The 17,577-nt window shown below is 65.6% G+C and carries 15 protein-coding genes; 11 read left to right on the top strand and 4 right to left on the bottom strand.

Features of this window, described 5'->3' with window-relative positions:
- Nucleotides 1–86 precede the first annotated feature (86 nt).
- The 8 genes from ACV7JP_RS17580 (at nucleotide 87) to ppx (ending at nucleotide 8,551) form a co-directional block, all read left to right on the top strand.
- The gene (locus tag ACV7JP_RS17580; protein ID WP_457796940.1) at nucleotides 87–260 is read left to right on the top strand and encodes a hypothetical protein; all 174 of its coding nucleotides are present in this window, start codon (nucleotides 87–89) and stop codon (nucleotides 258–260) included.
- Between the two features lie 223 nt (nucleotides 261–483).
- Nucleotides 484–1,395, top strand: coding sequence for an ABC transporter permease (locus ACV7JP_RS17575; RefSeq protein ID WP_457796939.1), 912 nt, complete (start codon nucleotides 484–486; stop codon nucleotides 1,393–1,395).
- A gap of 29 nt (nucleotides 1,396–1,424) precedes the next feature.
- Nucleotides 1,425–2,183 (top strand): ABC transporter permease, encoded by a 759-nt coding sequence (locus ACV7JP_RS17570; RefSeq protein ID WP_457799112.1) that lies wholly within the window; start codon nucleotides 1,425–1,427, stop codon nucleotides 2,181–2,183.
- Nucleotides 2,184–2,211: 28 nt separating this feature from the next.
- Nucleotides 2,212–2,760, top strand: coding sequence for a CDP-alcohol phosphatidyltransferase family protein (locus ACV7JP_RS17565; RefSeq protein WP_457796938.1), 549 nt, complete (start codon nucleotides 2,212–2,214; stop codon nucleotides 2,758–2,760).
- A gap of 4 nt (nucleotides 2,761–2,764) precedes the next feature.
- On the top strand, nucleotides 2,765–4,021 hold the full coding sequence (locus ACV7JP_RS17560; protein ID WP_457796937.1) for an AI-2E family transporter: 1,257 nt from the start codon (nucleotides 2,765–2,767) through the stop codon (nucleotides 4,019–4,021).
- A gap of 6 nt (nucleotides 4,022–4,027) precedes the next feature.
- On the top strand, nucleotides 4,028–4,723 hold the full coding sequence (locus tag ACV7JP_RS17555; RefSeq protein WP_457796936.1) for a hypothetical protein: 696 nt from the start codon (nucleotides 4,028–4,030) through the stop codon (nucleotides 4,721–4,723).
- A gap of 68 nt (nucleotides 4,724–4,791) precedes the next feature.
- Complete coding sequence (locus tag ACV7JP_RS17550) at nucleotides 4,792–7,026, top strand: RNA degradosome polyphosphate kinase (protein ID WP_457796935.1); 2,235 nt, start codon at nucleotides 4,792–4,794, stop codon at nucleotides 7,024–7,026.
- On the top strand, nucleotides 7,019–8,551 hold the full coding sequence (gene ppx, locus ACV7JP_RS17545; RefSeq protein ID WP_457796934.1) for an exopolyphosphatase: 1,533 nt from the start codon (nucleotides 7,019–7,021) through the stop codon (nucleotides 8,549–8,551). Before ACV7JP_RS17550 ends, ppx begins: the two co-directional genes overlap by 8 nt.
- A 124-nt stretch (nucleotides 8,552–8,675) precedes the next feature.
- Here the strand turns inward: ppx and ACV7JP_RS17540 are convergent, their stop codons facing one another.
- Complete coding sequence (locus ACV7JP_RS17540; protein WP_457796933.1) at nucleotides 8,676–8,963, bottom strand: hypothetical protein; 288 nt, start codon at nucleotides 8,961–8,963, stop codon at nucleotides 8,676–8,678.
- Nucleotides 8,964–9,304: 341 nt separating this feature from the next.
- On the opposite strand from ACV7JP_RS17540, the gene uvrB reads away from it, so the two are divergent.
- A complete protein-coding gene (uvrB, locus tag ACV7JP_RS17535) occupies nucleotides 9,305–11,881 on the top strand; it encodes an excinuclease ABC subunit UvrB (protein WP_457796932.1) in 2,577 nt (858 codons plus the stop codon).
- Between the two features lie 50 nt (nucleotides 11,882–11,931).
- Here uvrB and ACV7JP_RS17530 read toward each other — a convergent pair whose 3' ends face one another.
- Both ACV7JP_RS17530 and ACV7JP_RS17525 read right to left on the bottom strand, forming a co-directional pair.
- Complete coding sequence (locus tag ACV7JP_RS17530) at nucleotides 11,932–13,161, bottom strand: hypothetical protein (protein WP_457796931.1); 1,230 nt, start codon at nucleotides 13,159–13,161, stop codon at nucleotides 11,932–11,934.
- A gap of 674 nt (nucleotides 13,162–13,835) precedes the next feature.
- On the bottom strand, nucleotides 13,836–15,218 hold the full coding sequence (locus ACV7JP_RS17525; RefSeq protein WP_457796930.1) for a hypothetical protein: 1,383 nt from the start codon (nucleotides 15,216–15,218) through the stop codon (nucleotides 13,836–13,838).
- Nucleotides 15,219–15,389: 171 nt separating this feature from the next.
- Between ACV7JP_RS17525 and infA the strand changes: the two genes are divergently transcribed.
- Together infA and ACV7JP_RS17515 are read left to right on the top strand one after the other, a co-directional pair.
- A complete protein-coding gene (gene infA, locus ACV7JP_RS17520; protein ID WP_016920926.1) occupies nucleotides 15,390–15,608 on the top strand; it encodes a translation initiation factor IF-1 in 219 nt (72 codons plus the stop codon).
- A 24-nt stretch (nucleotides 15,609–15,632) separates the two neighbouring features.
- Nucleotides 15,633–16,271 (top strand): Maf-like protein, encoded by a 639-nt coding sequence (locus ACV7JP_RS17515; RefSeq protein WP_457796929.1) that lies wholly within the window; start codon nucleotides 15,633–15,635, stop codon nucleotides 16,269–16,271.
- Between the two features lie 154 nt (nucleotides 16,272–16,425).
- Here the strand turns inward: ACV7JP_RS17515 and alr are convergent, their stop codons facing one another.
- On the bottom strand, nucleotides 16,426–17,571 hold the full coding sequence (gene alr / locus ACV7JP_RS17510; RefSeq protein WP_457796928.1) for an alanine racemase: 1,146 nt from the start codon (nucleotides 17,569–17,571) through the stop codon (nucleotides 16,426–16,428).
- Nucleotides 17,572–17,577 lie beyond the last annotated feature (6 nt).

The raw sequence follows: 17,577 nt of genomic DNA, 5'->3' as shown, positions 1-17,577 counted from the left end.
ACGGCCTTGCCGTCGCAAGACCCGTTCGCCGTCATTGCGAGGAGCGCAGGCGACGAAGCAATCCAGAGCGACATTGCGGCTCTGGAGTGCGTCGCTTCGCTCGCAATGACGGCGGGACGCCGCAATGCCTGCCGCGCGTGCGCGTCGCGCCGGATGTCGTGCTGCGCGTCGGCGCCTATGACGGCCGCTTCGCGATCGGCGACGCGGTGAAGCTGAGCATCGCGCCCGATGCGGGCGTCTTGTTGGCGGGGGAGGCATGAGCGCGCGCGCTTGCGACAATCACGCCCTCACCCTGAGGAGGCCGCATCGCGGCCGTCTCGAAGGGTCGGCAAATTCCCGGAGGCCGTCGACGCGGCGGAGCGTGGATGGCCGCCACGAGCGCGGCCATGACGCGGGCAGGAGAGCGGCTCCCGCGCCCTCGCCCTTCGAGACGCGCGTTTCACGCGCTCCTCAGGATAAGGGCGCTTTTCCGAGACCGTGCGGATGAAGGCGCGCCGTCTCTCCCTCGGCCAGCGGCTCGCGCTCGCGATCCCATATGTCTGGATGGCCGCCTTTTTCCTCGCGCCGATGCTGCTCATCGCGAAGATTTCGGTCTCGCATTCGGTGCTGGCGCGTCCGCCCTACGAGCCGCGCTTCCATTGGGGCGACTCGCTTGCGGAAATGTGGGCGAAGGCGCGGACGCTCACTTTCGAGAACTACCGCGCGCTCGTTTCGGACAGCCTCTATTTCGACGCCTATGTGTCCTCACTGTGGATCGCGGCGGTCGCGACGCTCGCGACGCTTCTCGTCGCCTATCCCTTCGCCCTCGCTATGGCGCGCAGCCCGCGCGACTGGCGGCCCTTTCTCATCGGCGTCGCGGCGGCGCCGTTCTGGACGAGCTTTCTCATTCGCGTCTATGCCTGGATCGCGCTGCTGAAGGATGAGGGCCTCATCAACAATGCGCTGATGGCGCTGGGCCTCATTCATGCGCCGCTCGAAATGTTCGCGACGACCGGCGCGGTCATTGTCGGCATCGTCTATTCCTATCTGCCCTTCATGCTGCTGCCGATCTACGCCGCGCTCGAAGGCCAGGACCCGAGCCTGCGCGAAGCGGCGGCCGATCTCGGCGCCTCGCCGCCCGAGGTCTTTTTGCGGGTGACGCTGCCGCTCTCGCGCGACGGCGTCGTCGCGGGCGCGCTGCTCGTCTTCATCCCTGCCGTGGGCGAATTCGTCATACCCGACCTTCTCGGCGGATCGGACACGCTGATGATCGGCCGCACGCTGTGGAACGACTTCTTCGCCAATCACGACTGGCCCGCCGCCTCCGCCGCCGCCATCGCGCTCGTCAGCATTCTCCTCGCGCCGCTTCTCCTGTGGGAGCGCGCGCGGCTTCGCGAGGAGGAGGGGCGCCGGTGAGCCGTTCCTCGAACCTCGCGCGCATCGCCATGCTCGTCGCGGGCTTCGTCTTTCTTTACGCGCCCATCGTCATTCTCGCGGCGATGAGCTTCAACGCCTCGCGTCTCGTCTCGGTCTGGGGCGGCTTCTCGACGAAGTGGTATGCGGCGCTCCTCGAGAACGAGCTGCTGATCGCATCCGCCAAGATCAGCCTCGCGGCGGCCGCGCTCTCGGCGACGATCGCGACGCTTCTCGGCCTTCTCGCGGCCGTCGCGCTCGCGCGTTTCGGCGCCTTCCGCTCGCGCATGCTGTTCTTCGGCGCCGTCCATGCGCCGCTCGTTCTGCCCGAGGTGGTGCTGGGCCTGGCGCTGCTTTCCTGCTTCGTCGCGCTGGGCGTCGGGCGCGGCTTCGCGACGCTGGTCATCGGCCATGTGACGCTGACAATGTGCTTCACGACGGTGGCGCTTCTCTCGTCCCTGCGCGGATGCGATCCGACGCTGGAGGAGGCGGCGATGGATCTCGGCGCGACGCCCGTCCAGGCCTTCGCCCTGGTCGCCTTGCCGCAGATCGCCCCGGCCATGGCGAGCGCCTTCCTCCTGGCCTTCACGCTCTCGCTGGACGATCTCGTCATTGCGAGCTTCGCCACGGGACCGGGCGCGACCACGCTGCCGATGCGGATCTATTCGCAGGTGAGACTCGGCGTTTCGCCGCAGATCAACGCCATCTCGACCCTGCTGCTCGGCCTTGTCGCGCTGGCGCTCGGCGGCGCCGCGCTCTTCATGCGGGCGGGCAAGCGCCGGGGATTGTGAAAGGCCTGCGACGCGCCAGATAGGGCTCATGGCGTCCCGCTGGTTTGCGTCCCTTCCGAATTTCATCACGATCGGCAGGCTGGTGCTGACGCCGGCCGTCATCGGCATGGCCATCGAGGCGCGCTGGGGCGCGGCGTTCCTGATCTTCATCGTCGCGGGCGTCTCCGACGCGCTCGACGGCTGGCTGGCCAAGACCTACCATTTGCAGTCCGAGCTCGGCGCCGTGCTCGATCCGCTGGCGGACAAGGCGCTGATCATTTCAATCTATATCGCGCTTGCGAGCGCGGGCGTTCTGCCGGCCTGGCTCGCCATCCTCGTCGTATCGCGCGACGCGCTGATCGTCGGCGGCGTGGTGGTGGCGTGGTTCCTTTCGCATCCCGTCAAGGTCAGGCCGCATATTGCCTCGAAAGTCACAACCGCCGCGCAGCTCGGCCTCGCCGGCTTTGTTCTGGCCGGGCAGGCCTATGGTTTCCGGATCGAGGCTCTGGAAAGCCTGTTGGTGGGAAGCGTCGCCGCATTGACCATTGCTTCCGCGAGCGTCTATCTGTGGCTCTGGGTCCAGCATATGAGGCCTTGAGCATATGGCGAAGCAGAAGCAGCCGGCCGCCCCCCGCGCGCCGGGGGCGCGTAAGCCCGCGAATTTGTCTTCGGCGGCCGTGACGACGGCCGACATGGCGCCGCCGGAACCCGTGCAGGTCGTCGCCGTGAAATGGGCCGGGCTCAGTCTCGAGCGCCAATTGGCGCTCTGGGGCGTCACGCTCCTTGTGCTGGCCGGAATCCTCTATGTGCTGAGTCCGGTGCTTGCGCCTTTCGTCGCGGGCACGGCCCTCGGCTATCTGCTCGATCCGGTGGCCGACCGCCTGCAAAGGCTCGGCTGCTCCCGCCTCGGCGCGGCGCTGCTGCTGCTCTCGGTCTTCCTCGCCCTCGTGGTGACGGGCCTTGTGATATTGCTGCCGATCCTGACCCATCAGCTCGCGGGCTTCCTCACCGCGCTGCCGGGCTATCTGCAGACCCTGCATGGCCTCGTGACGGAATGGAGCGCCCATTTCACCAGCGAATATCTCAAGGAATTCCTGGACAAATACGGTCTCGGCGGCGCGGGCGCGAGCCTGAGCCTGGACGTCGAGAAATATTTCAACGATCTCGCCAGCCAAGGCGCGGCGCTCGTGGGCGATTTCATCAAATCGCTCCTGTGGCGCGGCTATGCGCTCATCAACGTCATCTCGCTCGTCGTCATCACGCCGGTCGTCGCCTTCTACATGATGCTCGACTGGGACCATATGGTGCACATCATCGACGACCTCGTCCCGCCGCGCCATCGGGAAGACGTGCGCATGCTGGCGCGCGACATCGACCGCGCGCTCGCGGGCTTCGTGCGCGGGCAATCGCTCGTGTGCCTCTTCCTGGGGGTCTGGTATGCGGTGGGGCTTTCGGCCATCGGCCTGAATTTCGGCTTTCTGATCGGCGTCATCGCGGGTTTTCTGAGCTTCATTCCCTATGTCGGCTCGATCACGGCCTTTGTGTTCTCCATCATCATCGCCATCGTGCAGGCTTGGCCGCACATCAATCTGCCGGTCGAGGCGGTGGCGATCGTGACCACCGGCCTCGTCATGGACGGCTATGTGCTGTCGCCCCGCCTCGTCGGCGCCTCGGTGGGCCTGCATCCGGTGTGGATCATGTTCGCCTTGCTGGCGTTCGGCGCGCTTTTCGGCTTCACGGGGCTCATCGTCGCCGTGCCGGCGGCGGCGGCGCTCGGCGCCCTCATGCGTTTCCTCGCCCGCCGCTACCGCGCGAGCGCGCTCTATCGCGAGTCGCCCTACGCGCATGACCGGGCCTGACGCGCCGTGGGCGAAGGCGCGCCGGCGCAACTGCCGCTGGAGCTGCCCTTGGAGCCGCGGCTGGGGCGCGCGGATTTTCTGTCGGCGCCCTCCAACGAGGCGGCGCTCGCCATGGTCGAGCGCTGGCCCGACTGGCCGGATCGCGTCCTCGCGCTGATCGGCCCGCCCGGCAGCGGCAAGAGCCATTTGCTCGCGATCTTCTCCGAGCGCGCCAATGCGAAGCGGGCGGAGGGCCGCGCATTGCCGTCGCTCGAGGCGCTGGCCGCCGCGCCGGCCGCCATCGCGATCGACGACATTGACTGCGTGCGGGAGGAAACCGCGCTTTTTCACCTCCTCAACTTCGCGGTCGAGCACCGGGTCTTCGTGCTGATGACCGCCAAAAAGCGTCCGACCGCCGCCGAGGTTAGGCTCCCCGACCTCCTGTCACGGTTACGTCGCGCGCCTGTGGTCGAAATCGGAGCCCCGGACGACGATCTCATGCGCGCCGTGCTGGAAAAGCATTTCCGCGACCGGCAGCTTCTCGTCGAGCCGCCGGCCCTGGCCTATGCCGCCTTGCGGCTCGAACGCTCCCTTGGCGCGGCGCGCGCTTTCGTCGCGGCCCTGGACCGAGAGGCGCTCGTCCAGCAGCGCCCGATCACGCGCGCGCTGGCCGCGCAGGTAATGGAGCGGTTCGCCGCATCCGCCGCCGGGACGGAGGATTAACCGGGCGGCGTTTTCGCTCTGCCGCCCCCGACGCCATTGTGGCAAGATACGAAAAACGGGAAGGCGGCATGACAGCCAATATGCGAGAGAAGATTGAGCGCGGCGCGACGCAGATCGAGGCTGCGACCATCGAGGTGATGGACCCCGCGGGCGAGATTCTGGCGCATCCCGACGAATTGGCGGTCTCGCCCAGCCGGTTCATCAACCGGGAGCTCTCCTGGCTCGAATTCAACCGGCGCGTTCTGGAGGAGGCTTCCAACAAGAACCATCCGCTGCTCGAGCAGCTCCGCTTCCTGTCGATTTCCGCCAATAATCTCGACGAATTCTTCATGGTCCGCGTGGCGGGCCTGCGCGGGCAGATCCGATCGGGCCTCACCGCCGTCTCGCAGGACGGGCTGACGCCGTCCGAGCAGCTCGCGAAGATCAATGAACGCGTCGTGCTGCTGACGAACGAGCAGCTTCGCCGCTGGCGGGAGCTGCGCCGCGAGATCGAGGAAGTCGGCATCGTCATCGTCGAGCCGGGCGACGTCTCCAAGGCCGACCGCGAATGGCTGGAGGACCATTTCCTCAACAAGATTTTCCCGGTGCTGACGCCGCTCGCCGTCGACCCGGCGCATCCCTTCCCCTTCATCCCCAATCTCGGCTTCACGCTGGCGCTGGAGCTGGTGCGGCCGGGCGACCGCAAGACGCTTCAGGCGCTGGTGCGCCTGCCGCCCAAGATCGAGCGCTTCGTGCAATTGCCGAATCCCGGCGGCGCGCGCGAGCGCTTCATGCTGCTCGAAACGCTGATCGCCATGAACGCGCAGCGCCTCTTTCCCGGCTATCTGCTGCGCGGGCAGGGCCTGTTCCGCGTGATCCGCGACAGCGATCTCGAGGTGGAGGAAGAAGCGGAAGATCTCGTGCTCTTCTTCGAAACCGCGTTGAAGCGCCGCCGCCGCGGCTCGGTCATCCGTCTCGAGGTTGCCGCCGACATGCCGGAGACCTTGCGCGCGCTGGTCGCCGAGGAGCTCAGCGTGGAGCCGGGCGAGACCTTCCAGATCGACGGCATGCTGGCGCTCAACGATCTCTCGGAGCTCGTCGCGCTCGAGCGGCCGGACCTCAAATTCAAGCCCTATAATCCCCGCTTTCCCGAGCGCGTGCGCGACAATGGCGGCGATTGCTTCCTCGCCATCAAGCAGAAGGACCTGGCGGTCCATCACCCGTACGAATCCTTCGACGTGGTCGTGCAGTTCCTGCAGCAGGCGGCGCGCGACCCCAACGTCATCGCGATCAAGCAGACGCTCTATCGCACCTCCAATAACAGCCCCATCGTGCGCGCGCTGGTGGAGGCCGCCGAGGCCGGCAAATCCGTCACCGCGCTCGTCGAGCTGAAGGCGCGCTTCGACGAAGAGGCCAATATCCGCTGGGCGCGCGATCTCGAGCGCGCCGGCGCGCAGGTCGTCTTCGGCTTCATCGAGCTGAAGACGCATGGCAAGCTGTCGATGGTGGTGCGCCGCGAGGGCTCCGGCCTCGCCACCTACTGCCACATCGGCACGGGCAATTACCATCCCGTCACGGCGCGCATCTATACGGACATCTCCGTCTTCACCGCCGATCCGGTCATCGGCCGCGACGTCTCGCGCATCTTCAACTTCATCACCGGATATGCCGAACCGGCCGGGCTGGAGCGCATGTCGGTCTCGCCCATCTCGCTCAAGAAAAAGCTGCTCGAACATATCGAGCAGGAGATTCAGTTCGTGAAGGCCGGCAAGCCCGGCGCCATCTGGGTGAAATGCAACGCCCTCGTCGATCCGGAGATCATCGACGCCTTCTACATGGCCTCGAAGGCGGGCGTGCAGATCGACTGCGTGGTGCGCGGCATTTGCTGCCTGCGGCCGGGCGTGCCGGGGCTTTCGGAGCATATCCGCGTCAAGTCGATCGTCGGGCGCTTCCTGGAGCATGCGCGCGTCTACGCCTTTGGCGGCGGCCATCCGCTGCCGCATCCGCGCGCGCATGTCTATATCTCTTCCGCCGATCTCATGCCGCGCAATCTCGACCGCCGCGTCGAGACCCTGCTGCCGATCATCAATCCCACCGTGCATCAGCAATTGCTCGACCAGATCATGCTGGCCAATCTCATCGACAATGAGCAGAGCTATCGCGTGCTGCCCGACGGCTCCTCGCAGCGCATCGCGCCGGCGGAGGGCGAGGAGTCTTTCAACGCGCATAAATATTTCATGACGCATCCGAGCCTGTCGGGGCGCGGCAAGTCGCTAAAGGACTGGCGTCCGCGTTCGCTGCTGAAGCGCAAGCAAGATGCTTAAACGGTTCCTTCGTCCGCATCCCGTCGAGCAGCCTGCGCCGGGTTCGGCCAAGCCTGTCGCGATCATCGACATCGGCTCGAATTCGGTGCGTCTCGTCGCCTATCAGGGGCTCTCCCGCGCGCCCACGCCGATCTTCAACGAAAAGGCCATGTGCGGCCTCGGCAAGGGCGTGCTGACGACAGGGCGGCTGCCGGAGGAGGGCGTCGAGAAGGCGATCAAGGCGCTGCGCCGCTATCGCGCCTTGTGCGAGACGATGGGCGTCCTCGACATGGAGGTCATCGCCACCGCCGCCGCCCGCGACGCCGAAAACGGCCCGGCGTTCATCGAGGCCGCGCGCGCCGCGATCGGGCGCGGCATTTCCCTGCTCTCCGGCAAGCGCGAGGCCGAGCTGTCGGCGCTCGGCGTCATCTCGGCGGTGCACGAGCCCAACGGCGTCGCCGGCGATCTCGGCGGCGGCTCGCTCGAGCTCATCGACGTGAAGGGCGACGATCTCGGCAAGGGCGTGACCTTGCCCCTGGGCGGGCTCGCGCTCATGGACGCGTCGCGCAAATCCCCGCGCGAGGCGACGCGCATCGCCCGCAAATCCATCGCCGACGCCAAGCCGCTGGAGCATCTCAAGGGCCGCACTTTCTACGCCGTGGGCGGCACGTGGCGCTCGCTCGCCAAGCTCCATATGCGCCAGCGCAACTATCCGCTGGGCGTGATGCACAATTATCGCATCCAGACCAATGAGGCCGCCGATTTCGCCGCGCTTGTCGAGCATGTCGACACGGCGGCGATCGAGGACATCGAGACCGTCTCGGCCGCGCGCCGGCCGCTGCTCGCCTATGGCGCCATTGTGCTCGACGAGATCATCCGCCGCGCCAAGCCGCGCGAGATCGTGATTTCCGCGGCGGGCGTGCGCGAGGGCCTTTTATTCGAGCGCCTCTCGGAGGCCGAGCGCAAGGTCGATCCGCTGCTCGCCGGCTCGCGCGAGCTGGAGACGCTTTATTCGCGCGCGGCCGGCTATGGCGACGAACTCGTCGCCTGGACGGACGCCTTCCTCGCCTCGAGCGAAATCGACGAGACGCCGGACGAGAAGCGGCTGCGCCATGCGGCCTGCCTGCTTTCGGACATCGCCTGGCGCGCCCATCCCGAATATCGCGCCCAGCGGGCGATGAACATCGTCACCCATGGTCCCTTCGTCTCGGTCGACCATCCCGGGCGCGCCTTCCTGTCGCTCGCCATCGTCATGCGCCATGAGGGGCCGGACGGCGGCGAAGGGATCGGCGCGGTGCGCAGCCTGCTGACGACGCGCCTCTTCGTGCGCGCGCGCCTCCTCGGCGCGGCGATGCGCGCGGCCTATCTGCTCTCGGCCTCCATGCCGGGCGTCCTGCCGCGCACGAGCCTGTTGATTCGCGACGGCGTCCTCGTGCTGGCGCTGCCGGCGGACTATGCCGATCTCGCCAGCGACCGCGTGCTCAATCGGGTCAAGGCGGTCGGCCGGCTCCTGGGCGTCGACGGGCGGATCGAGATCGGAGGCTAGCAGCCTGCGTCACTTATCGTCCTTGCGAGGCGGCGCAGCCGCCGAAGCAATCCAGAGTCGTGGTGGGGGGCGCTGGATTGCTTCGCCTTCGCTCGCAATGACGGCGGGAGGAACGCCGAAATCTTCAGCTCCCCGTCAGCCGCCGCAGATTGCGCTCGACCCGCCTTTTATAGACGGCGACCGCGCGGCCGGGGGCGTGGAGGGGCTCGCCGACGGCGATCGCCCGCGCGGCGGCGATAGAGGCCTCCGCCGCCGCGTCGATCTTCTCCGCGACCATCAGGCTGCTTTCCCGCTTCGGATCGACCGCGCCAAAGGCCATCTTCGTCAGCCGAACGGCGATGACCGCATTGGCCGCGACGCTCAGGGCGAGCGCGTCGGCGAAAAGCGTCGTCAGTCCCGGCCTGCTGTCCATCGGCGTGAGTCTCCCTCGGCAAGAGGCCAAGTCTGCGCCATCTGTGACAGAAATGCAAAGGCTGGGCCTTTCCGAGGGCCGGGCTTTCGTTGTTGCAATGCGTTCTCCGGGGCGATCGGTGAACGGCGGGCGTGAGCGAATCCCTTCCCTTACGGCTACGGGACAGCCCCCATCATGTGGCCGTGGCGCGAGCCCACCCGCCGGTCTTCGACCGCCGACCTCCTTGTAAAGGGGAGGCATTGGCGGCGAACGCCCGAGATTGTCGTTCGCCCGGTTGCCCTGGACCAGTTCGCGAGCGAAACCCGCTTCCCTCCGCCGCCCGCGCCCCCCATATTGCCGCCATGGCGAAGTCCCCGGAAAAGCCGAAGTCTCCCGAAAAGCCCAAGAAGGACCCCGCGCGGCCCACGCGCGCCAAGGCGTCGAAGCCCGAGCTGGCGCCGCTCGCGCCGCATCTCGCGCAACTGCTGAACCCCGCCCTCGCGCCCGGCTTCGAGGATGCGGGGCAGGCGTCCTATGACCCTTCCGATCCGGTCGGAGACGAAGACGTTCAGAAGTGGGTTCTGGGCGATCTGCTGCCGCAGGGCGGGGGCGTGCAGGCCACCGCCGACTCGCTCGCCGACCTGCTGCGCCTCGGCGACCCCAATCTGCGCGACAAGAAGCCATGGGTTCCGCATCGCCCCGAGCGCCCGGAGAAATCCGAGGGCGGCGTCAAATTCGAGCTTGTCTCCGACTATACGCCCAAAGGCGATCAGCCGGCGGCGATCGCGGAGCTGGTGAAAGGCGTCGCGGCGCAGGAGCGCGATCAGGTGCTGCTCGGCGTCACCGGTTCGGGCAAGACCTTCACCATGGCGAGCGTCATCGCGGCGACGCAGCGTCCGGCGTTGATTCTGGCGCCCAACAAGACGCTCGCGGCGCAGCTCTATGGCGAGTTCAAGAGCTTCTTCCCCAACAACGCCGTCGAATATTTCGTCTCCTATTACGACTACTATCAGCCCGAGGCCTATGTGCCGCGCTCCGACACCTACATCGAAAAAGAGTCGAGCGTGAACGAGCAGATCGACCGCATGCGCCACGCCGCGACGCGCGCGCTGCTCGAACGCGACGATGTGATTATCGTGGCGTCGGTCTCCTGCATTTACGGCATCGGCTCGGTCGAGACCTATACGGCCATGACCTTCTCCGTGCAGCTCGGCGAGAAGCTGGAGCAGCGGCAATTGGTGACGGACCTTGTCGCGCTCCATTACCGCCGCGTGCAGGCGGATTTCACGCGCGGAACCTTTCGCGTGCGGGGCGATACGGTCGATATTTTTCCGGCGCATTATGAAGATCGCGCCTGGCGCATTTCCTTCTTCGGCGACGAGGTGGAGTCGATTTCCGAATTCGATCCGCTCACCGGCAGGAAGACGGTCGATCTCGAATTCGTGAAAGTCTACGCGAACTCGCATTACGTCACGCCGCGCCCGACGCTGTTGCAGTCGATCAAGGCGATCAAGGAGGAGCTGAAGCAGCGCCTCGGCGAATTGAACCGTTCGGGGCGGTTGCTCGAAGCGCAAAGGCTCGAGCAGCGCGCGCGCTTCGATCTCGAAATGATGGAGGCGACGGGCTCCTGCGCCGGCATCGAGAATTATTCGCGCTATCTCACCGGCCGCAAGCCGGGCGAGCCGCCGCCGACCTTATTCGAATATCTGCCGGACAATGCGCTGGTCTTCGCCGATGAAAGCCATGTCTCGATTCCGCAGATCGGCGCGATGTACAAAGGCGACTTCCGTCGCAAGGCGACGCTCGCCGAATATGGCTTCCGCCTGCCGTCCTGCATGGACAACCGTCCCCTGCGCTTCGAGGAATGGGACGCCATGCGGCCGCAGACGGTGAGCGTCTCGGCGACGCCTGGCAATTGGGAGCTGGAGCAGACGGGCGGCGTCTTCGTCGAGCAGGTCATTCGCCCGACCGGCCTCATCGATCCGCCCGTGGAAGTCCGTTCGGCGCGCACGCAGGTCGACGACCTTCTCGACGAAGTGCGCGCGACGTCGGACATCGGCTATCGCACGCTCGTCACCGTGCTGACCAAGCGCATGGCCGAGGACCTCACCGAATATCTGCACGAGAATGGCGTGCGCGTGCGCTATATGCATAGCGACATCGACACGATCGAGCGCATCGAGATCATCCGCGATCTACGCTTGGGCGCTTTCGACGTGCTGGTCGGAATTAATCTGCTGCGCGAGGGTTTGGACATTCCCGAATGCGGCCTCGTCGCCATTCTCGACGCCGACAAGGAAGGCTTTCTGCGCAGCGAGACCTCGCTCGTGCAGACCATCGGCCGCGCCGCGCGCAATGTCGACGGGCGCGTGATTTTGTACGCCGACCAGATCACCGGCTCGATGAAGCGCGCCATGGACGAGACCGAGCGCCGCCGCGCCAAGCAGATGGCCTATAATCTCGAAAACAACATCACGCCGGCCTCGATCAAGCGCGGCATCGCCGATATTCTGGGCTCTGTCGCCGAGCAGGATCATGTGACGGTCGACACGGGCTACGACATCGCGCCGGGGCACAATCTCCAGGCGACCATCGCCGATCTCGAAAAGCGCATGAAGGAGGCGGCGGCCGATCTCGCCTTCGAGGAGGCGGCGCGGCTGCGCGACGAAATCCAGCGGCTTCAGAAGATGGAGCTGCTCGGCGATCTTCCGCCGCTCGAACGCGCGCAACGGGCGCGAGAAGTTTCGCGTCACAGGGTCCGCGAGCCAGAAGGGGCGCTTTCGACCCGCGCGCGCAAACCCACCGACGCCGACATGGGCCCGCATAATTTCGGGGGCGGCGAAGCGCGCCCGGTCGGCCGCATGCCGCCCGCGCGGCCGGCGGGGCGGTCCTCCGGCGGCAAGCCGGGGACAAGGACGGTGAAGGGGAAGCCGAAGTGACGCGCTCCTTGTGACGAAGCGCGGCTGGCCCGTGTCGGCGACGATCCAGATCAGGTATGTTCAGCCTGGAAATGCGCTTCCGGCGCGTAGGCCTCTTTCACCGCTAGGATGCGCTCGCCGCCAGCCGAAAGCACATTGGGAATTACGAGATTGCCGAGGGTTTTTTCTGTCACGACGTGAAAGACATGGGTTGGCCGCAGCTTGGAGATGAGATCGTAGTCGACCGCATTGTTCCAGACATGGCCGACGACACGGAAGAAGGTTGAAAAGAAGGGGATCATGATCTTCGACGACGAGGTCCCGAAGACAAGCGCGACGCCGCTGTCTATCGCCTCGTTGACATAGGCTCGAGACGACCCGGTGAGGTGCTTGCTCGGATAGATGTGGAGCGTGTCAAAAACCTCGATTGGAGCTACATTGAAGCGGGGCGCCAAGTATATTTCGGACGCGTCCAGACCTCCGATGAATACGAGGTCGCCTTGATATTTCGTCTCCTCCCATTTGATCCATTCCTCGTGTTTTTCGACGCGTTCCGGGAAATAGCGCGCCGCCAGCGCGAGAAACGCCCGATAGGTGGCGTAGCCTGTCAAATGCGTGTCGAATTTGAGCGCGCGCCGTTCCGTCGGCAAGCTGCATATCTGCTCGATCGGGTACAGAAGGTCGAGGCCGTATTGATTGCGCGCATGCTCGATCAAGCGAGGCGCCGGGCGCTTGGGAGAGAGCTCGAACGAATTGCCGACCTCGTCCGGAACCGCCGCCGCGCGGTCCGGCATGATCATCGCGCCATATACGGCGCCGAAATTCGAGCAAACCGTGTGTGTCGCCGCCAGCGCCATGCACGCCGCATCTATGGCGCTCTGAGTTTGGGCGCAGGGGCGGCTGAGCTGCACGAGCGCGTCGTTGGAGTCGCCTTTGTAGAAAAGGTACCCGTTAGGCCCCTCCAGCAGTTCGATTCCGCTAGGTATGACTTTGCAAAGGAAAGAGCCGCCGGAGAGAAGTCCTCCGCCGCGATTGAAGCGAATTTCCACGGTCTGATCGATCGGTTTCAACCACTGCCGAATGTCCAGCCTGAAGCCGAAATGATCCCTTTTTAGTTCTGGATAAGACGCTACGACGTCTGGCCTTCCGACATTCCCCGTGCGCGTCGTCAAGGCGAACGCGCCATTGATAAAGAGATCGAGCGCGCAAGGCTCGTCAGGGTTTTCGAAATCGACCGCCCAACCCACTACCGTCGGGCTTCTTACATCCACATTGCCCAAAAGAGTCTTGTTGGAACTCATTTCTTCTCATTCTCCGCGCCAGCCTGTTGTATTATTACGATAATTTATTTCAGCCGGATTGGCTACCATGAGAGGAGAGACGGGGAGACCGCGGCGTTGCGGGGTCAGGGCGATCGGGTAACGCCGGCGTGAACGCGTCCTTCCCCTTTACGGCTATCGGGTTCCCACATCTCGAAAATCGCCAACGCCGTCATGGCCGGGCTTGTCCCGGCCATCCACGCCGCGCAACATTCGCAAATGCACGACGGCTGGATATTCCTCGTGACGAACGTCCAAACGGATATGCCCGAGTGGCGCGATCCTTACGGCGATTTGGCGTGAAACCAGACCCGTCAACGCCATTTCACCTAGCCTTCGGATCGCAGTTCGATCGCATCAAAGCCGAGCGTCTGCGCTACGGAGAGTCGTTGAAACGAAATGGCTTTTTCTTTTCGCTCTTGCACATCGTCCCGGCGTGGATGGCCGGGACGAGCCCGGCCATGACGGCTTCCTGGAGATGTGACGCCCTTAGTCTTTACGAGTCGGGTGGGGTAACGCGCGAGCGATATCGTCTGGTGGAAGGGACCCCCACCCGGCGGCCTTTCGACCGCCGACCTCCCCGTAAAGGGGAGGTATTGGGCGCCAATCCTCCCAAGACGATCGTTCACCCCGCCTGGCGCTCTGGGATACGCGGGTTAAAGGCGAGCCGGCGCCGGCAATGCGACAATCGCGACGCTTGGCGCCTGTCGGGCGCTCCGGGCTTCCTTCGCACTCGCGCGGGTCGCCGCCGCGTCGGTCGAGGGCACGCCGAAAAACATCAAGGCCAGCGGCGCTGCGATTAGCATGACGTTGAGCGCTTCTCTCCGGCGCGGAGCGCGTATCGCCGATAGGAGGGACAAGCCCGCGAGCGGCACGACGGCGCCGAGCGGCAGATAATATCGCGGATATGCGTCCGCGACATAAGCATAGACGACATGATGGCGGTAGCTGAAGACCAAATGGCAGGCGAGCGTGAAAAGCAGGAAGACAAATCCGACCGCCACGAGCACGTCGACGCTTTGCTCCTCGCGCCGCGCGATGCGTCGAACGGAAACGTAGAAGCCGGCGACCGCGCAGGCGATAGCGAAGACCGGCGCTACGAGCATGGCGTAATGGAGCATATTGCGTTCGGCGGGCGTCGGCACCCATTGCACGATGAACGCCTTGGCGAAAGCCGCCGCATAGCCCGGAAACGAAAGGCGCGGCGCGTTCTCCCAGCCAATGTCCTGGGGCGCCGTGCTCTTCAATAACAGGATCTGGCCCGGAGTGTCCGGCGCAGGGCCGCCATATTGCGCCCAAAGCGCGAGATAGGGAGAAGCGGCGACGAGCGCCGCTACGGCCGCCGCCGCAATCCACCACGTCTTATGCCGCCCTCGCGAGATCATGAACGTCAGGACGCCGGCGACAAGGCCGCCGACCAGCAGCAGCGCCGTGAGCTTTGCAAGACTGGCGATCATTCCGAACAGGAGCGCGGCGACGAGCCATTTGTCCTCGCGCGTCTGGAGCAGCCGCTGCGCGGCGAGAAACGCGACGGCGCCGCCAAGGAAAGCCAGATTGTCGTTGTTCACCGCTCCGGCAAGATGGGCGAGCACGGGGATTGCGAATAGGGGAACATACAGGCCGTATTCTTCCAGCCTACTGCGGTCCGGTTGTTTGCCGAGCAGGAGCAGCGCGGCGAGACCAAGGGCGACGAAACCAACATTGACGGCGCGTAGAAACAGCAGCGAAGCGGGGTTATTCTCGACGGTCGGACCAAGACGCGCGAGCAGCCAATAATATGGCGAGGGATGATTCAAGTAGTTCGGGAGGTCTCCAAAGTTGAAATTCACGGGATCGATCAGCCGCATCGTCGTCAGATCCGGCCAGACGTTGCCGCTTTTCTGAAGATGAGCCACGTAGGAAACATGGGCGACTTCGTCGAATCCGCCGGTAATGTCCTTCACGGCCGCGCGGCTGATCGCGGCGATGAGGAAAAGGCAAAGGATGGCGGGCTTTGACCAGTTTGAGGCCGTCGATTTCCGCGCAGGCGGCGCGCGCATCGAAAGGGCTGTCGGTAAACATGGTGAAAAGCTAATGAGGAATCCTAAATTCTTCTATAAAGGGAAGGTTGCCGGGGCGCCGAGTCCCAGGTTCACAAATCGAACGATCTCGTTTAGTTTCCGCGCCAATCCAGCGGGCGTCGTCCGGCGCCCGCCTGACAAAGGAACCACATGGCCAAGGAAGAACTGCTCGAATTTCCGGGTATCGTGACCGAGTTGCTGCCCAGCGCAATGTTTCGGGTGAAGCTCGAGAACGATCACGAGATCATCGCCCACACCGCCGGCAAGATGCGCAAGAACCGCATCCGCGTGCTCGAGGGCGACAAGGTGCTGGTCGAGATGACGCCCTATGACCTCACCAAGGGCCGCATCACCTATCGTTTCCGGTAATCCCTTTCGGCGGAGCCGCTTCACGTGACAGCCGAACCCGCCGCCCCCAAGACGAAGCTGATCCTGGCTTCCGCCTCGCCGCGCCGTCTCGCGCTCCTGCAGCAGGCGGGGCTGGAGGCCGACGCGCTGCTGCCCGCCGATATTGACGAGACCCCGCAAAAGGGCGAATCGCCTCGCGCGCTGGCGGTCCGCCTCGCAAGCGAGAAGGCCGCCGCCTCGGTCAAGGTCCGGGGGGCGCATGACGATCTGAAGCCGTCCTATGTCATCGCGGCCGATACGGTCGTGGCCGTGGGCCGCCGCATCCTGCCCAAGCCCGAAACGACCGAGGAGGCCGAGGAGTGCCTTCAGCTTCTCTCCGGCCGCCAGCACCGGGTTTACACCGCGGTGAGCCTCATTAATCCGCGCGGCTTCGAGCGCAAGCGCCTCGTCGAGGCGCGGCTGCGCTTCAAGCGGTTGAGCTCCATGGAGGTCGACGCCTATCTCGCCTCGGGCGAGTGGCGGGGGAAGGCCGGGGGCTACGCCATCCAGGGATTGGCCGGGACCTTCGTGGTAAAGCTCGTGGGCTCCTACACGGCGGTGGTCGGCCTGCCGCTTTACGAGACCGTCTCGCTGCTGGCGGGTGAGGGGTATCCGGTGTTGCAGCCATGGTTCGCGAAAGCGTGAGCGACGCTTTTTCCAGCCCCCGGAACGCCCCTCCACACTCGCCCGCCTGGCCAATAACCCCGTCATTGCGAGCGAAGCGAAGCAATCCACAGCCGCATTGACGCCCGCTGGATTGCTTCGTCGCTAAATGACGGCGCCCTCAGCCAGCCTCGCCTCACCCTATGTAACGCCGCGCATAGCGGCGCCCGAGGCGCGTCAGCACTTCATAGCCGATGGTCCGCGCGCGGGTTGCAAGCGCCTCGACATCGATCGTCTCGCCCAGCAATTCCACCCATTGCCCGCGCTCGGCGGCGCCTTTCGGGGCGTCGGTGACGTCGAGGACGACGTAATCCATCGAAACGCGGCCGACAAAGGGACAGCGCATGCCGCCGACGACCGCCTCGCCGGCGGGCTTGCCCGGCGCGGCGGTGGCGGCGACGGGAAGACCGTCGGCATAGCCCGCGCCCAGGGTCGCGACACGCGAAGGGCGGGGGGCTTTCCAGACTCCGTCATAGCCGACGGTTTCGCCGGCCGCGAGGTTGCGCACGGAGACGATTCGCGCCGCGAGACGCGCCACGGGGCGCATGGGATTGGCGGCGCCCGGCGTCGGATTGCCGCCGTAGAGCGCGTAGCCCGGCCGCACGAGGTCGAAATGCGGCTTCTCGGGCAGGAAGACGCCCGAGGAGTTGGCGATCGAGCCGGGCACGCCGGGGAAATGCGCCCACGCCGCGCGGAAATCCTCGATCTGGCGCGGATTGGCCGGATCGGCGGGGAGTTGCGAGCTGAGAAAGTGGCTCATGATCAGCGTCGGGGCGACGGACCGCGCCCGTGCGGCGGCGTCGACGGCGTCGCGCGGCGCGAAGCCCAGCCGGTTCATGCCCGTATCGAAATGCAGCGCCGCCTCGAGCTTGCGGCCGAGCGTCGCGCCCGCCGCCGCCCATTCCTCCAGCTCGGCGAAGGAGCCGATGCAGGGCCGCAAGCCCGCCGCCGCGAGGCGCGGCGCGCAGCCGGGGACGACGCCGTCGAGCACATAGATCGCCGCGTCCGGCGCGAGCGCCCTTGCGGTCTCGCCCTCCAGCAGATTGGCGACGAAGAAGGTTCGGCAGCCCGCGTCCGAAAGCGCCCGCATCACGGCCGCCTGCCCGAGCCCATAGCCGTCCGCCTTCACCACGGCCCCGCATTCGGCGGCGCCGGCGAGACCCGCAAGCTTGCGCCAGTTGGCGGCGAGCGCGGAAAGATCGATGGTCAAAAGCCCGCTCTCGACCGGCTCTTGGACATTGGCGGCGGTCGGCAGGCGCTCGGCGGGCGAAATGATTCCCATGGCGCG

It is taken from the genome of Methylocystis sp. S23, from assembly GCF_054106005.1.
This window is presented reverse-complemented; position numbering and strand designations above follow the sequence as displayed.

Excerpts from the sequence above, each read along its gene's own strand:
- ACV7JP_RS17575 (WP_457796939.1), top strand. The coding sequence starts at position 484 with ATGAAGGCGCGCCGTCTCTCCCTCGGCCAGCGGCTCGCGCTCGCGATC.
- ACV7JP_RS17570 (WP_457799112.1), top strand. The coding sequence starts at position 1,425 with ATGCTCGTCGCGGGCTTCGTCTTTCTTTACGCGCCCATCGTCATTCTC.
- ACV7JP_RS17565 (WP_457796938.1), top strand. The coding sequence starts at position 2,212 with ATGGCGTCCCGCTGGTTTGCGTCCCTTCCGAATTTCATCACGATCGGC.
- ACV7JP_RS17560 (WP_457796937.1), top strand. The coding sequence starts at position 2,765 with ATGGCGAAGCAGAAGCAGCCGGCCGCCCCCCGCGCGCCGGGGGCGCGT.
- ACV7JP_RS17550 (WP_457796935.1), top strand. The coding sequence starts at position 4,792 with ATGACAGCCAATATGCGAGAGAAGATTGAGCGCGGCGCGACGCAGATC.
- ppx (WP_457796934.1), top strand. The coding sequence starts at position 7,019 with ATGCTTAAACGGTTCCTTCGTCCGCATCCCGTCGAGCAGCCTGCGCCG.
- ACV7JP_RS17540 (WP_457796933.1), bottom strand. The coding sequence starts at position 8,963 with ATGGACAGCAGGCCGGGACTGACGACGCTTTTCGCCGACGCGCTCGCC.
- uvrB (WP_457796932.1), top strand. The coding sequence starts at position 9,305 with ATGGCGAAGTCCCCGGAAAAGCCGAAGTCTCCCGAAAAGCCCAAGAAG.
- ACV7JP_RS17530 (WP_457796931.1), bottom strand. The coding sequence starts at position 13,161 with ATGAGTTCCAACAAGACTCTTTTGGGCAATGTGGATGTAAGAAGCCCG.
- ACV7JP_RS17525 (WP_457796930.1), bottom strand. The coding sequence starts at position 15,218 with ATGCGCGCGCCGCCTGCGCGGAAATCGACGGCCTCAAACTGGTCAAAG.
- infA (WP_016920926.1), top strand. The coding sequence starts at position 15,390 with ATGGCCAAGGAAGAACTGCTCGAATTTCCGGGTATCGTGACCGAGTTG.
- alr (WP_457796928.1), bottom strand. The coding sequence starts at position 17,571 with ATGGGAATCATTTCGCCCGCCGAGCGCCTGCCGACCGCCGCCAATGTC.